This is a genomic window from Mycoplasma leonicaptivi ATCC 49890, assembly GCF_000622205.1.
Lineage (GTDB): Bacteria > Bacillota_I > Bacilli_A > Mycoplasmatales > Metamycoplasmataceae > Mycoplasmopsis > Mycoplasmopsis leonicaptivi.
This window is the reverse complement of record NZ_JHWE01000021.1, coordinates 1-15711: the sequence shown is the minus strand read 5'-3', so window position 1 is coordinate 15711 and position 15711 is coordinate 1. Positions and strand designations below refer to the sequence as shown.

Sequence of the window (15711 nt, the reverse complement as noted above, 5' to 3'; positions counted from 1 at the left end):
ATCAAGATTAAATTCTGTTTTCTTTTTCATAAAAAAATTCTCCTAATATAAATATTTTAAATTAAATATTTGCTATTAAGAGAATTTACACAAAATAATCTACGCTTCCTATTTTTTACTTGTGTAAAATGCTTTTTAATTTATTTGTTAATTTGAGTTAATTTGTTAATAATATTTTGAACCTTGTTTATAACATTATTAGATTTTTCTTTTGCGGAATTATATGATTTTTCATAGTCATTAACTGTTCTTACTCCATATCCAAAAGAATTAGAAACATTATTAGTTTGAATTTGTATAGAGTTTAAAATATTTTTAATTTCTAATAATAAAGAATTTATTTCAGTCCTTAATAAATCATTTCTTCTTAGTTTATCATTTAAAACATTATATGAGTTATTGACATTATTTATTTGAATATTTAAATCATCAATTGCCTTATTAAGTTGCAAAATCCTTTGTTTATTTTCTTCGTTTTTATGCTTTTCTTGATTTAATTTATCAACTTTATCAGTAATCGTATTATTAAGATTACTATTTTGATTCCTTAAATTAGAATTTTCATTTCTAAAATTATTGTTTTGATTTTGTAAATTATTATTGTTGTTTTGTAAATTTGTATTTTGATTTCTAAGTATTAAATTTTGATTTTTTAATTCTTGATTTTTTTTCTTTTCTTCTTCTGTGTTTTGTTTTTGTAAATTAATATCTGTTTCCAGTTTTAGAATTTCATTGTTTAAATTTTGAATAACTAATAAATTATTATTTTGATTGTTTGTTAATTGGTTTAAATTATTTTTTAAATCTTGTATTTCCTGTTGTTTAGATATTATTTCAAGTTCTTTTTGTTTTAGTGAAATTTCACTATCAGCAATATTAGATTTTAATTTTAAAATATTATCATTTTGTGAGTTATTAGTTGTTTTTAAAAGTCTAATTTCATCATTGTTATTTTTAATTATTTCTATATTATTTTTGTTCTCTTGTTCTAACCTTTTAAAGTTTTCGTTATTAATTTCTAATTCTTTTTCTTTTAAATAAATATCATTTTTAATTTTACTTATTTCATTTTCTAATTGGAATGATTGATTATTAAATTGAACTAATTTATTTTTCATATTTTTTAAAAATAAAATATTTTCATTTTTTAAATCAGTATTTTCATTTTCTAATTTTGTCAATATATCTTTTACATTACCGTTTTTTGTAAAAGATAAAATCAAATTTAATTTGATAATATTGTTTATTTTTTGATAAATAATATTTTTATTGTTCTTAAAAATATCTATTTTTTTATCTTTTATTTTTGCAATTTCCTTTTTTGTAATAATTATTGAATTATCTAAATCGCTAATATTTTTTTCTAATTCAGTAATATCGTTCTGAGTTCTTAATAATATTTCATTATTTTCTATTGTCTGATTTTTTGTAATTAAATTTAGTTTAAATTTTAAAAAATTTAGTTCATTGTTTTTTGTGGATTTTAATATTTCATTATTTTCTATTTCTTGCTCTGATACACTTATCTTTTTATTTAGTGTCATAATTTCTTTATTATTCTCGTTTAATTCATTATTACTAATTGAATCTTTATCAAAAAAATGTCTTAAAATATCTGATAAAAACATATAGTTTTGTTGTTTTAATTCAACTATAACATCACTTATTTTAATAAAAGAATTAACATTTTTTTCTTCAATATTTTGAAGTTTTTTCAAAATTTGTTCATAATTTGATTTTATTTTATTTATTAGTAAAGTGTCGTCGTTTTCTAAGTTTAATCTATAAAAATCAAATCTTTTTAAGATTAAATCAATTTCACTACTTAAATATGTTTTAATTTTTGAATTTAATAAATTAATTTCAACATCTTTATTACTTGATTTTATTATTTCATTCATTTTCTTTATTATGTTTTTATCCAAAATTAATATATTAGATTTAAATGTCTCTAAAATATTTTCATATGATTTTTTTAATTCATAATTAAAAGATTTATTTTCTAAAATAAAATTTATTTCCTTTTTTTCTTCAGAAAATAAATTATTTTTTAAAATTTGAAAATAATAAAGATTTGGTAATATGTTATTAAAATTATCAAATAAATTTTCTAATTCAATTTTTAGTGTTTCTGTATTATTATTAGAAATATTTGCCTTATTTTCTAGTTTTTCAATCAAATTATTAGTTTTATTTATTGTTTTTTCTATTGTATTTTGATATTTTAATAAAATATCTTCATCAGAATCTAAATTATCTATTTTGTTTTTAAATTGTAATAATTTATTTGTTAAATCTTTTATTATATTTAAAAACTGAGTAATGTTTAATTGAATAATGTCTTTTATTTTACCTAATTCTTCTTCTTTTAATGTTTGATTTTTTAAAAGTGCAATAATTTCTTTATTATTTGTTATTAAGTTATTAAAAAAACTATTTTGTATAAGTCTGTAATACGAAAGAGTTTCATCACTAATTTTTATTAGTTCATCAAAGATTAAAAGATTTTTTTCTTTATTTTTTTCATTTTTATTTTCTGCTAGTGTGGTTTGATTTAAAACACTAAGTTTTTCTTTATATAATTCACTAATATTATTTATATCTTGATTTAATTTATTTTGATTACTAGTAACTTTGTTTACTTGAATATCGTATCATGAATAATCTTGTTTTGTATTGCTTTTTTTAGGTGCATCTGGTTTAAAGTTAGTATTATTTTTTATTGATCTTGTAATTACGGGTATTGTTGCAGAAATTGCACCAACAATAGTAAAACAACCTAGAATTGTTATTATTTTTTTCTTTTTTGTCATATCTCCTCCATTGTTTTATTATTTTTTATTAATAAAAAAACAAAAAATAAACTATTTCAAAACTTTTTATTATCACAAAAATTGAATAAAAAAAATAAAAAATAAGTTTTATATCATACTTAATTTAATATAATTTAAAAAATGTTTAATATAGGTGTAGATTTAACAAGAATTTCAAGGTTTAAAGATAAAAAAAATAGTTTTTTAAAGAGAGTTTTGTCAGAGTTTGAACTAAAAATTTATAATAATTTTCAAACAAGCGAAGAAAAAACTCTTTTCTTAGCAAGATCTTGGGCTATCAAGGAAGCTATTTTTAAAGCTGATAATAAATTCTATAAATTTAACCAAATAAATTTACAAAAAAAGAATAATATTTGATTTTTTACAAATGAATTTAAAATATCTATTTCACATGAAGGAGATTATTTAGTTGCATTTGTTATAAAAAATAATTAAGGAGACAAGATGATATTACACACAAGAATAAAAATGTTTTTTACAACTATTCCCTGATTTTTTAGGTTATTATCTATTAAGTCAATGGCAAAAAAATATTCCAAAAAACCTGAACTTTTTCCAATTGAACAAAGATATAATAAATTAATAAAGTCAGTTAAAAAAGTTCTTAAACTATATAATATTGAAGTAAAAGTTGAAGGTTTGGATAATGTCCCAAGCACAGGAAATGTTTTTTTATTACCAAATCATAAATCTTATTCTGATGTTTTGGCATTAATTTTTGCATTGGTATCAGATAAAACTGAAAACTCTGTTTTTAGAATTCCTACTTTTGTAGCTAAAAAAGAACTTGAAAGCAAAATGTTTTTAAAACATGCTTTAAAGTTAATTGATACATTTACTCTTGATCCTAAAAACTTTAGAGAAAGTTTAACAACAATGAAGGATTTTACTCAATTTGTTAAAGAAAATAAAACATATGGTGTTGTTTTTCCAGAAGCAACAAGAATAAAAGAGGTAAGTTTAGGAGAATTTAAACCCGGTGCATTCAAAGCAATCCAACAAGTTTATGGGAATATAGTACCTGTTGCTATTTGTAATTCTCTTGATTCTATGAATTTAAAAAACGGTGGAACTAAAAAAGTTATAACAGTAAAATTTTTACCAGAAATAAAAGCAAACTCATTTATAACACAAGAACCTGCTTCAATCGCTAAAAGAGTAAAAGATTTAATTGAAAAGGAAATTATCTAAGGTGTCTAGAAAATTAAAAAACATTGGTATTAATTATAATTCAGAGTATAAATTCAAATTAAATGATTTTGATGGTCCGCTAGACTTATTATTGGCATTAGTAAAAGAAAAAAAAGTTAATATTTTAGATGTAAATTTAGTTGAACTTGCAACACAATATATCGAAATTATCGAACAAATAAAAGAAACAGAAATTGATATTGCTGGTGATTATTTATTAATTGCATCAACACTAATCCAATTAAAAGCAAAAATTATTTTACAAGGACCAGAAGAAATAAGTGAAGAAGTAGAAGAAGAAAAAAAGGCTTTTTTACAAGATTTAATTGAATATGAACAATTCAAAAATATACAACAAGCCTTAAAAACCTTTCAAGATAACAGAAACAATATCTTTATTAAAAAACCAAGTAACGTAGATGAATTTATTCAAGATACAGACAATTCAAGACTTGATGGTCATTCAAATCCTATAACACTAATAGGTGTTTTAAGAAGGATGTTTGAGCGTGTTTATGCAAAACAATTAAGAAAAACAAAATTAGAAAAATTCAATATAACACCATCAGAAATGTTCCCGTTTATAAAAGAATTACTAAGAAAAAAAGAACGTGTGGAATTTGAAGAAATATTTCACCAACCAAGTATTCAACATTTTGTAATAACTTTAATTGCTTTATTAGATTTAGCAAGACAACAATTTCTTGAAATCAAACAAGATAACCAATTTGATATTATTTATATAATCAGAGGAGAAGAATATAATGAAAAATAAAATTTTAGAAGCTCTTTTATATATACAAGGTGATGACGGGTTAACATTAGAACAAGTTAAAGAAATTTTTAATTTAAATAATACTTCTGAAGCTAAAAAAGTAATGCAAGACTTTCATAAAAGTTTTAACGAAGAAGATAGAGGTTTAAAAGTTGTTGTTTTCGATGAAATTTATAAGCTCGCAACAAGAGAAACAGTAAAAGAATATGTTTCAAAATTAGTTACAGTAATAAGACCTAATAGATTATCAAATGCTGCTATTGAAGTTGCTGGTATAATTGCCTATAAACAACCTATAACAAGAAGTCAAATAACTAAAATTCGTGGTGGAGCCGCTTCTGATCAAGTTATCAATACATTATTAGCAAAAGGTGTTATCGAAGAAGTAGGTATATCACCAACACCAGGAAGACCAGTTCTTTATGGTGTGACAAGTAAATTTTATGATCATTTTAGAATAACATCATTAAGAGATTTACCAAAACTTAACGATTTTAACTATATTGATGGTGTTGAAAATGAATCATCAGATTTTGATTTATTTGCAAGCCAAAGAGAATTTAAATAATAAAGAATGATAAAGATACAATTTTATTGTATCTTTATCAATTTAGTGAGAAACAGAGGTGCTATGTTTGAAATAACAACAACAAAAAACGATGAAGGAAGAACTCTTTATAAATTGCTTTTAAAGTATTTAAGCAATTTAAGTGCTTCACGAATAGAAAAAATTTTTCGTAAAAAAGATATTAAAATCGATGGAAAAAGAATCAATGATAAACAATATAAAATTACACAAGGACAAAAAATTGTTATTTATGGTGTATTTGATGTACAAAAAGAAGTTGAATTTAAAAACATAAATTATTCTGACTTACAAATAATTTATGAAGATGAAAATATTTTAATCATTAATAAAAAAAATGGTATAGAAGTACATGGTGATGAAAATTCCCTTGATAATCAAGTGTTATCATACTTAAAATATAAGAAGATTGATAGTTTTAAACCTTCACATGTTGGAAGACTTGATAAAGAAACAAGCGGATTAATTGTGTATGCAAAAAATTATTCTACATTAGTTGAGCTAAATGAAAAAAATAAATTTTTTATTAAAAAATATATTTTTAAGAGTGATATTGAGTTGTTTGAAGATTTAAAACAAGAAATAATTTTGTATTTTAATAAAGATACAACAACAGGAAAAATAAAAGCATCTACTAAAAAAACAGAAGGTTCCAAATATTCTAAAACCTATTTATATAAAGAAGGAAATGACAAAATCGCTCAAATAGAAACAGGAAGAAAACATCAAATAAGATTAGTTTTAAAATATTTACAAAAACCTATTTATGGTGATAAAAAATATGGTGGTAAAAAAGATTCAAGATTAATGTTACATTCATATTATTTAAAATTTAATAATCTAAATAAAGATTTAGAATATTTAAATAAATTAGAATTTTGAACTCAAAAACCCAAATGATAGGAGAAAAAATGAAAAAAATAACTAAGGAAAAATTTAAAGAAATAGTTCTGTCTTCAATGTTTGAACCTACTGATGAAGTAGTTGATAATATTATGAAAAATTGAGAAACTTTACAAGAAGAATTAAAAATATTTGATAATTTTGATTTAGACTCTTTAAAACCAATGGCACACATTGATGAAGAATATGTTATTGATTTTCTAAGAGAAGATGAAGAAGATAATAGTTATTCTATTTCTAAAAAAACTATTTTACAAAACGCTAATCAATCAAATGATGATTTTGTTTTGATAACAAAGGTGGTTAAATAATGCAAAGATCATTAAAAGTTAAGGGTGATTTCAAAAAATCTATAAAAGAACTTATTTTAAATAACAATAATGCAATATCTTCAACTTTTGGTTATTTTTATGAAAAACCAAAAAACAATCTCTTATTAAACGCCACTGTAACAATCAAAGATAATTACGCAACAAAAGTAGGTTATACAACTGCTTCAAGTTTATTGCTTGAAAAGTTTCAACCAGGATATAACGCAACTGTAGTGCAAAAACTAATTGAAAGTGGTGCAAAGATAGTAGGAAAAACTCATCTTGATGAATTTGCACTTGGCGGAACAGGGACTCATAGTGCATATGGTTTAGTGAAAAATCCCTTGGATACAAAAAGATTAGCAGGTGGGTCTTCTTCTGGGGCCGCTGCATCTTTATCAAATAATATTTCAATCGCACTTGGTAGCGATACAGGTGATAGTGTAAGACTTCCAGCATCTTTTGTTGGAAAAGTAGGATTTAAACCATCATATGGCGCAATATCAAGGTATGGTCTTTTTGCTTATGCTTCTTCACTTGATACTGTTGCTTATTTTGCTCATAATGTTAATGATATTATTTTAACTTCACAAGTCTTGTATGGTGTTGATTCAAAAGATATGACTTCTAAAAATGTAAATATTAATAATGTTGTTAAAACAAAACCCAAAAAAGTAATAGTTTTAAATTTTAAAAATCAAGTAAATAATTATGTTTGAAATGCAGCAGAAGAATTAATAAATAAAATTAAAAATCAAAATATTGAAGTTGAAATAATAGAACCAAATATTGATTTATTAAAAATGATAAAACCTGTATATAGAGTTATTTCATTTTCTGAAGCAAGTTCTAATCTTTCAAATTTAACTGGTATTTCTTTTGGTGAACAAGTATCTGGAAATTCATGAAATGAAATTATAAAAAATACAAGAAGTCAAAAATTCGGTCATATGGTTCAAGAAAGATTAGCTTTAGGTAGTTATTATTTATATAATGAAAATTATGAAAATATATTTATTAAAGCTCAAAAAGCTAGAAGATTAATTAAGAATTATTTATCTCAACTACAAAAACAAGGTGATATTTTAATTTATCCAGCAAGTTCAGGAATTGCACCAAAATTCAATGAACAAAATAAAAGTTCAAATGTTATGGATTATATTTTAACTGGTTCAAATTTGGTTGGTAATCCATCAATTACTATTCCGATAGGAAAATTTAATAATTTACCATTTAACCTTGCGATTGATTCAGAATTATATTCTGATGAAAAATTGCTTGGTTATGCAGAGTATATAGAAGAATTAATAGGGGGTTTTAATGAGTAATTTTGAAGTAGTTATCGGTATTGAAATCCATGTAGAGTTAAATACTAAAACAAAAATGTTTTCACCTTCTAAAATTGATTATTTTGCTAAACCAAACACTCTTGCAAATCAAATTGATTTAGGTTACCCTGGTACATTACCACAAGTTAATAAGAATGCAGTAAAATTTGCTATCGCACTTGCAAAAGCACTTAATATGAAAATTGATTCAGAATTACATTTTGATAGAAAAAATTATTTTTATCCCGATCTACCAAAGGGATATCAAATTACTCAATTTTTTAGACCAATAGGTCAAGAAGGAAAAATTACAATTGATTTAGATGGTTATTCAAAAGATATTTTAATAGAGCGTATTCATCTTGAAGAAGATACTGCAAGACAGCACCACAACGGAGAAAATACTGAACTAGATTATAATCGTGCTGGTATTCCTTTGATTGAAATAGTTACACACCCTATAATAAGAAGTGCAAAAGAAGCATCTTCATATGTTGATATGATAAGAAAAACTGTATCAGCATTAGAAATTTCTGAAGGAAAACTCGAAAAAGGTACATTGCGTGCAGATGTTAATATTTCTTTAAGACCTTTTGGCGTAAAACAATTTGGCACAAAAGTTGAAATAAAAAACTTAAATTCATTGTCTAACATTGAAAAAGCAATAGAAAATGAAATAAAAAAGCAAACACAAGCTATTTTAAAAGGTCAAGAAATATTACAACAAACAAAAAGATTTGATGATTCAACAAATTCAAATATAGTCATGAGAACGAAAACTGGTGTTGTTGAATATAAATACTTTCCAGAACCCAATATACCCTTTATTAAATTAAGTGATGAGTTTATTGAATCTGTAAAATTAAAAGAATTACCAAAACAAAAAGAAAATCGTTATAAATCTGAAAACATTCAAGAAATATACATCAACAGTTTAATGTCAGATTTGGAATTAGCCAAGTTTTTTGATTCAATAATTTATGAAAACAGAGAAAAGTTATCTAAAATATTTTTTGCTGAAATCGTTTCTTTAGCTAATTCAAAAGGATGTAGAGCATATGAACTTGGTATTAAACAAGAATATATTGCACAATCAATCGAATTACTTGATTCTGAAATAATTTCTGGTAAATCATTAAAAAAACTTATTCCTTTGTTAGTTAATTATAATGGTAAAATTCAAGATTTATTAGAAAAATACAATTTAAAACAAATAACTGATGTTAATCAAATAACTGATTTAATTACTAATATTGTAGATCAAAATGAAAATATCGTATCTGAATACAAAGATAGAAAAGAAAAAGTTTTAAAATTTGTTCTTGGTGCTTTAATGAAGCAGACTGGTGGACAAGTTAATCCAGTAATCTCAAACGAAATTGCTGAAAAGGTTTTAAATGATAAATTTATTTAATAAAAAGAAGAATTATAAAACTTTAATAAAACTTAAAAAAGATAGAAAACATTTTAGAAAATGGTTTTCTAATTTAATTTACCCTGATAAATTCTTGTTTTTAGCAAAAATTTATGAAAAGTTTATGTTAAACATAATTCAAACTTTTGCTAATGTTTTAATAAGAACAAGAAATGAAACTCAAAAAATTAAAAGAAAAAAAGTTGTATATCAGGTTTATCAAAATTTTATCTCTAATGAATATAACTTCACCTGATTATCTATTATTTTTTATATTTTAATTTCTTTTATTCCTATTATTTATTTAGTTAGTTTTTTAAATATTACAATTAATGATAATATACCTACATTAATTAAACATGTTGAAAAATTTTATTTATCTAAAGGTTTTGAATCAATACAAAAGCAACAAGTTTTTCAATATTTATTTAATAGCGTTGTATTTAATAAATTTATCCCCGATGGAAATATGCATTTAATTATTCAAAATGAAGTACAAGATAATTCATTTAAAATTTATTCATTGCTACCTGGTTCATTTATTGCAATACCATCACTTTATATTGCTAGTGGTGGTTATGGAAAACTAATTTCTGCTTATAATTATATTTTTTCACATAATAAAATTGGTTCATTTTGAGGAAACAAAATTAAAGGTCTTAGTCTTGTTTTACTTGTAGCAATTACTTTATGATTTGTAAGTACAATTAATATATTAATCCAAGCTTCTATATATAATAATAATTCAAGTGTGTGATTATCGGATTTTGTTTATATTATTTTTGTAGGAATATTTGTTTTTTTACTCTTTGTTCTTTTATTTAAATTTACACCTTCTTTTAAAATTAAAACAAAAGATACTCTTAAGGGGGCATTTATTTCATGATTCCCTACTTTTATATTAGTTATCCTTTATACATATTTACACAAGATAGTTTCATACAGTAAATTCGGAACAACAATTGGTTTCTTTTTTGCAATTGGTTTTTTTATAAACTGATTTGTTTATTTTATGTTTTTAGGCATTATTTTTAACAATGCTTATTATAAAAACTATATAAGTAGTAGAACACAACCTAAAAAAGTTTATTCATTTTTATAAGAACAAAACAGTGTTTTGTTCTTTTTTTGTTTTCAAAAACCAAAAAAATAATATATCTTTGTAATGAAAAAGATATTTTGAAGAATTTTAATATTTTTAATAATTAGTGGTCTTTTTATCTGATTTGGTGTTAATTATTCTTTAATAAATAAAAAGAATCAAGAAATTAAAACACAAAATATTAATAATAAAACTCATGTGTACAAATATATTGTTTCTGGTGCTTTTTTGCAAAACGGAATCCATATATCCAATGAAAAACTTACTTACAAAAAACTCTTTTTAATTGCTAATATACTCCCTAATTCAGATTTAAGTTTAATTAACGATATTTTTTCATATGCACCAGAAAATACAGAAATTTTTATACCTTTTAAAGATTATAAACTTAAATGAAGTGATTTTTATGATGTAAAACAAATAACAATTGCCAACATACAACTTAAATATGCAAAAATTTTACTAAAACACCGTAAAGAAAATGAACAAACGACATGAAACAACATATTGAATATTTCAGGAATTGGCGCAAAAACTTTTGAAAAATTAAAAACATTTTTAATTCTGAATCAATAGTTTTTTTAATATTTTTTATAATTTCTTTGATTTTTTGGATTTTTAAATATCAAATTATTTTTCAAACCTTTTTTATAATTTTATTTTTTGTATTTTGTATAAAAAACAAAAACAAAAAATATTGATATATGTTTCTATTTTTGTTTTTATTTTTTTTATTTTATCAAATTACTTTATATTTTTTAGATCTTAAAAATATATATTATGTTGTTTACTCAAATAATAATTCAACATTAGTTAGAAATTTTTGAAATGAAAAATTTAAGTTATACAACTTCAGTAACAGTAATTTATATATAAATCAAAAAGTTCTTATAACCGGTAAAATAAGCATTGATCAATTTAATAATAATGTTTTATATGTCGAAAATTTTGAGGAACTTCGAAATTTTGATATATCATTTTATTTTTTAAAATGATTGCAAAACAAAGATGTAAAATATAAAAATTATATTATTCCGATTTTATTTGGATATATTTCAGACAGTAAAATTGATTTATTTAAAATTAGTAAAGAACTTGGAATTTTACATTTATTAATTATTAGTGGTTTTCACTTTAATATCTTATTTTTCATTTTTTTAAAAATTTTTAAATCAAGAAAATCTTTTGCTATTTTATCGATATTTTGTTATTGATATATATGTAATAAAACAGTTTCTGTTAATAGAGCATTTTTAAGTGTTGTGATACCCTTGTTTTTTAAAAGAAAAAGTAGTATTTTTGATATTATTATTTCTCAAATTCTAATATTATGTTTAATGCAAAATATAAGTTTGAATAACATGGGATATTGACTTAGTTTTTTAATCACGATTTATTTAAAAATAATAAATAAATTATGAAATCAAAATAAGTTTAAAAATATATTAACAATATTTTTAACATGAATGTTTTCTATATCATTAATAATTTTGTTTCAGGGTGAATTTAATTTATTTTCAATTTTGAATATAACTTTATTAACTCCAATTTTTGAAATAAATTTTTTATTAATATTGTTAACTTTTCCAATAAAAATATTTTGCTTAACAATTTTGGATAATTTTCTATCATTTATTAATTTATTTAAAAATTTTGTATTTATTATTGAAATTAATAGGTATATATTGTGAATACCATTTTTATTACAAATATTATTTTTATTTTTTATATCTACAAAAAAACAAAAATAATATTTTATAATATATAAATGATTTTAATTTATGGATCAGAAGAACATTTTATTTCAAAATATATAAAGGAATTAAAAGAAAAATACAAAGATTCAAACATTTTTATTTTTGAAAATGATTTTAATATTTATGAATTTATAGAGTTTATAGAAACTAAAAATCTTTTTAATTCAAAAAAATTAATTTTTGTAAAAGATATTGCTTTTTTAAAAAAAAATAAATTAGATAAAAATGATGAAAAATTAGTTAATGTATTATGTGAAAAATTAAGTTCTTCAAACGATGAAATAGTATTTATTTTATATAATGAAAAACTACCAAATAATAAATTTTGTGAATTTATAAAAGATAATTCTAAAATTTATGAATGTAATAAAATTCATAAAAACGATTTAGTTAATCAAGTATTTAGTTTATTTACAGAAAATCAAGTTAAAATTACTTACTCTGATGTTTTATTTTTACTTGAAAAACTCCCAAATAATTTAGATGTTGTAATGAATGAAATTAATAAATTAATTTTAAACTACAAAGAAATAACAAGAAAGATTATTGATATTGAAACAGATCAATATTTATTAAATAATGAATTTGCTTTTATTAATTCAATTGAAACATTAAATTTAAATTCTATTTATTCAAAATACAAAGAAAGAATAAATGAAGGTGATGATGTTAATAAATTAATTTCTTATATGAATACCATTTTAGGTGATACCTTGGTTTTTTATAATTATCAAAAATTAAATTATAGTTTAAATGAAATTTCAAAAATATTAAAGCAACCAGAATGAAAACTAAAAAAAATAAATAATACTCTTACAATTTTAGGTATTAGAAAAATATCAAAAATGATTGAAGAGTTATCTGAAATTGACTTAGCAATAAAGACTACTGGAGCAGAAACTAATGAAATATTTGAAACATTCTTGATCAAAAACTTCTAATAATAGTTTAAATTATTTTCAAGAATTTATATTATTAGAGCATTCATTTATTTTAAATGAAAATATTGAAAAATTTAAAAAATACTTAAAATATATTAAAAAAAATATTGAGTTATTATATTCAAATAGTATTAAAACGAAACTTATATTACCAGAAATAAGTGAATTATTCAGTAGTGATCCGTTTGAAAAAAATTCAATTGAGAACAAAAAAGTTAAAAAAGAAAAAATCCAGATTTTAAAAAAATTTTGTTCTGAAATATTTACATTATTCGAAACTGATTTATATATTTTCCTTGATATTGCTAAAAGTGGAATAACTGTTAATAATATGATGCAATATAATAAGTTTTTTAATAATGAAAAATATGATGATTTTTCAAATTCACTGACAGATTTTAAAGATCTTGTTTTTACACAATTTGTTTCTATTGATGATTATTCTGTTGATAGAAATGAAATTATAGAAAACTTAAAAAACATTATTAATGAATACAACAATATCTTCTTTATTAAAAATATTATTTTTACTGGTTTTGAAGCATTCTTTGCAAAAACTAAAAAAATAGAAATCCTCAATAAACACATTTTATTGAATAATTTTTTAGAAAAGGTTAATAGTGAGAAAAAATTTACACTTCATATTTTTAATGAAAAAGATTCCTTTTTAAATTTCTTACATATTTATACAACTATTGATAAAGTTTTTGACTATTTTTCTTTTTCAGAAAGAATGTACACAAACATTTTAAATATTCATACTAAATTAAAAAATAGATATATTTATATTTTTGACTTTAATAAATTTCTTAATATAGATAATAAGGAATACTTATATAAAATAAATGAAATAAAAATATTAATTCAGCAAATTATATTAAATACAAAGCATTTTGTTTTTTTGTTTGATAAAAATTCAAATAAAAATCAAATGATTTCAAACCTTTTTGATTTTAATTTATGAAAAATAATTAATGAAATATTTATAAAAAATTTAATTTTAAAATATTCTAATTTATCTTATTCTAATGCAATAGATATAAAATTAAATTTTTATTATTCTTTATTTAATAAAAACAATTTTATTCAAGATATATATATAGATGATATTTTTTATAAATTAATTACAAATATTTCTTACAACAAAAAACAAATTAGCGTAAATAAACAAAAATATTTTATAGAACCTTATTCAAGTTTATTGATAAAAATTAAATAATTAAATATGATATAATTAAAAATACAAATAAAAAGGAGAAATATGAAAAAAGTTGTAGCATTTTCAAGTGATCACGCTGGTTTTCAGTTGAAAGATGAAATTAAAAAATATATAGAAACATTAGGTTATGATGTTGTTGATTTAGGACCAGATAATGATAAAAATTCTGTAAGTTATGCAGAACAAGGTAAAAAATTAGCTGAATATGTTGATAAAAATAAACCTGAATTTGGTGTAGCTGTATGTGGTACTGGCTTAGGTATTTCTTATGCGTTAAACAGACATAAACGAATTAGAGCTGCACGTGTAGTTTCGGTAGAAGATGCACATTTAGCAAAACAACATAATAATGCTAATGTTCTTGTTTTTGGTGGTCGTCAATTATCATTAGATGAAGCTAAAAAAATAGTTGATGAATACATAAAAACTGAATTTGAAGGTGGAAGACACCAGTTAAGAATTGATCAACTTGATGAGGAATAAAATGAGTGATGATAAAAAAGAATTAAGGCCAGTTTGACATATTACAGAAGATAAAGAAAAAGAAATTTGAAGAGTTTATCGCGAAGGCGCTGAAAGAGCAACTATAACCTTTAAAACACAAAAAGAGGCAATACCATACGCAAGAGATCTTGCTAAGAAAAATAATGGAACATATTATATTCATGGTGAAAACGGAAAAATACGTGATGGTAAAGGTTATAAAAAATCTAATTAAAAGTCAAATAAATAATTAAAATACCAGAGCAATATAAATTTGTATCTGGTATTTTAATTATAAAATAACGTCAATTAAAAAGTCACGATGCAAGTTTTGAACTTCATCGTGACTTTTTGTCCCATCTGATAAAATATAGTAAAAGTAAAAAAGGAAAGGACAAATGAATTATATATGATAAATTTAAATCATAAAAATAAACAAATTAATAAAATTATTTGCATTGAAATTAACGGACATTTTAGAAGAGAAAAAACTTCTTATAAAAAGAAAAATTTTCATTTTAAAATTAAGAAATTAACAAAAGAAGACATCAAAATTACTAATAAATATTGAGAATTAAATACTACAAGAAAGTCAAATCATACATCACTAACAGAGGTAATAACAGTCTTTGAAAATCTTGATAAAATTAAGAAAATTACTGAATTAAAAACTAAAATTTCTTCAAAAGATACAAGAACAATAAAAAGAATTTTGGAAGATTCAGAGCGAAATTTTTACAAAATAATAACAAAATGGAACACTGATACGAGATGTCAAAATTGTAATCAAAATATAACAACTGTTTATCTAATTTCTCCTAAAAAATGAGCAGAAACTAAATTAGATATTTCTTTAAAATATTTAGA

The 15711-nt window shown here is 21.5% G+C and carries 16 protein-coding genes; 15 read left to right on the top strand and 1 reads right to left on the bottom strand.

Features of this window, described 5'->3' with window-relative positions; translation table 4 throughout:
* Positions 1-140: 140 nt before the first annotated feature.
* Positions 141-2813: a hypothetical protein gene (locus tag BU00_RS0101630; RefSeq protein WP_027121212.1), complete on the bottom strand. Its 2673-nt coding sequence runs from the start codon at positions 2811-2813 to the stop codon at positions 141-143.
* 141 nt (positions 2814-2954) lie between these two features.
* Here BU00_RS0101630 and BU00_RS0101625 point away from each other — a divergent pair, with 141 nt between their 5' ends.
* The 15 genes from BU00_RS0101625 to BU00_RS04475 form a co-directional block, all read left to right on the top strand.
* Entirely contained in the window at positions 2955-3269 is a 315-nt protein-coding gene (locus BU00_RS0101625) for a holo-ACP synthase (RefSeq protein ID WP_027121211.1), read from the top strand.
* A gap of 84 nt (positions 3270-3353) precedes the next feature.
* Positions 3354-4025, top strand: coding sequence for a lysophospholipid acyltransferase family protein (locus BU00_RS0101620; protein WP_245579604.1), 672 nt, complete (start codon positions 3354-3356; stop codon positions 4023-4025).
* 1 nt (position 4026) lies between these two features.
* The gene (locus tag BU00_RS0101615; protein ID WP_245579603.1) at positions 4027-4800 is read left to right on the top strand and encodes a segregation/condensation protein A; all 774 of its coding nucleotides are present in this window, start codon (positions 4027-4029) and stop codon (positions 4798-4800) included.
* A complete protein-coding gene (gene scpB / locus BU00_RS0101610; RefSeq protein ID WP_027121208.1) occupies positions 4790-5368 on the top strand; it encodes an SMC-Scp complex subunit ScpB in 579 nt (192 codons plus the stop codon). The genes BU00_RS0101615 and scpB overlap by 11 nt, the downstream gene beginning before the upstream one ends.
* A gap of 63 nt (positions 5369-5431) precedes the next feature.
* Positions 5432-6289, top strand: a complete 858-nt coding sequence (locus BU00_RS0101605) for an RluA family pseudouridine synthase (RefSeq protein ID WP_027121207.1) — start codon at positions 5432-5434, stop codon at positions 6287-6289.
* A gap of 8 nt (positions 6290-6297) precedes the next feature.
* The gene (locus tag BU00_RS0101600; RefSeq protein WP_027121206.1) at positions 6298-6600 is read left to right on the top strand and encodes an Asp-tRNA(Asn)/Glu-tRNA(Gln) amidotransferase subunit GatC; all 303 of its coding nucleotides are present in this window, start codon (positions 6298-6300) and stop codon (positions 6598-6600) included.
* Positions 6600-7928 (top strand): amidase family protein, encoded by a 1329-nt coding sequence (locus BU00_RS0101595; RefSeq protein ID WP_027121205.1) that lies wholly within the window; start codon positions 6600-6602, stop codon positions 7926-7928. Before BU00_RS0101600 ends, BU00_RS0101595 begins: the two co-directional genes overlap by 1 nt.
* A complete protein-coding gene (gene gatB / locus BU00_RS0101590) occupies positions 7921-9342 on the top strand; it encodes an Asp-tRNA(Asn)/Glu-tRNA(Gln) amidotransferase subunit GatB (RefSeq protein WP_027121204.1) in 1422 nt (473 codons plus the stop codon). Before BU00_RS0101595 ends, gatB begins: the two co-directional genes overlap by 8 nt.
* The gene (locus BU00_RS0101585; RefSeq protein WP_027121203.1) at positions 9326-10444 is read left to right on the top strand and encodes a YhjD/YihY/BrkB family envelope integrity protein; all 1119 of its coding nucleotides are present in this window, start codon (positions 9326-9328) and stop codon (positions 10442-10444) included. Before gatB ends, BU00_RS0101585 begins: the two co-directional genes overlap by 17 nt.
* Before the next feature lie 63 nt (positions 10445-10507).
* The gene (locus tag BU00_RS0101580; protein WP_027121202.1) at positions 10508-11020 is read left to right on the top strand and encodes an MAG0490 family ComEA-like DNA-binding protein; all 513 of its coding nucleotides are present in this window, start codon (positions 10508-10510) and stop codon (positions 11018-11020) included.
* A 1192-nt stretch (positions 11021-12212) separates the two neighbouring features.
* Entirely contained in the window at positions 12213-13142 is a 930-nt protein-coding gene (holA, locus tag BU00_RS0101570; RefSeq protein WP_027121200.1) for a DNA polymerase III subunit delta, read from the top strand.
* Positions 13105-14361, top strand: coding sequence for a hypothetical protein (locus BU00_RS0101565; RefSeq protein ID WP_027121199.1), 1257 nt, complete (start codon positions 13105-13107; stop codon positions 14359-14361). The genes holA and BU00_RS0101565 overlap by 38 nt, the downstream gene beginning before the upstream one ends.
* 42 nt (positions 14362-14403) lie before the next feature.
* The gene (locus BU00_RS0101560; protein WP_027121198.1) at positions 14404-14844 is read left to right on the top strand and encodes an RpiB/LacA/LacB family sugar-phosphate isomerase; all 441 of its coding nucleotides are present in this window, start codon (positions 14404-14406) and stop codon (positions 14842-14844) included.
* Position 14845: 1 nt separating this feature from the next.
* The gene (locus BU00_RS0101555; protein ID WP_027121197.1) at positions 14846-15079 is read left to right on the top strand and encodes a DUF2188 domain-containing protein; all 234 of its coding nucleotides are present in this window, start codon (positions 14846-14848) and stop codon (positions 15077-15079) included.
* 174 nt (positions 15080-15253) lie between these two features.
* A partial coding sequence (locus tag BU00_RS04475) for a hypothetical protein (RefSeq protein WP_036458863.1) occupies positions 15254-15711 on the top strand: 458 nt, incomplete at its 3' end.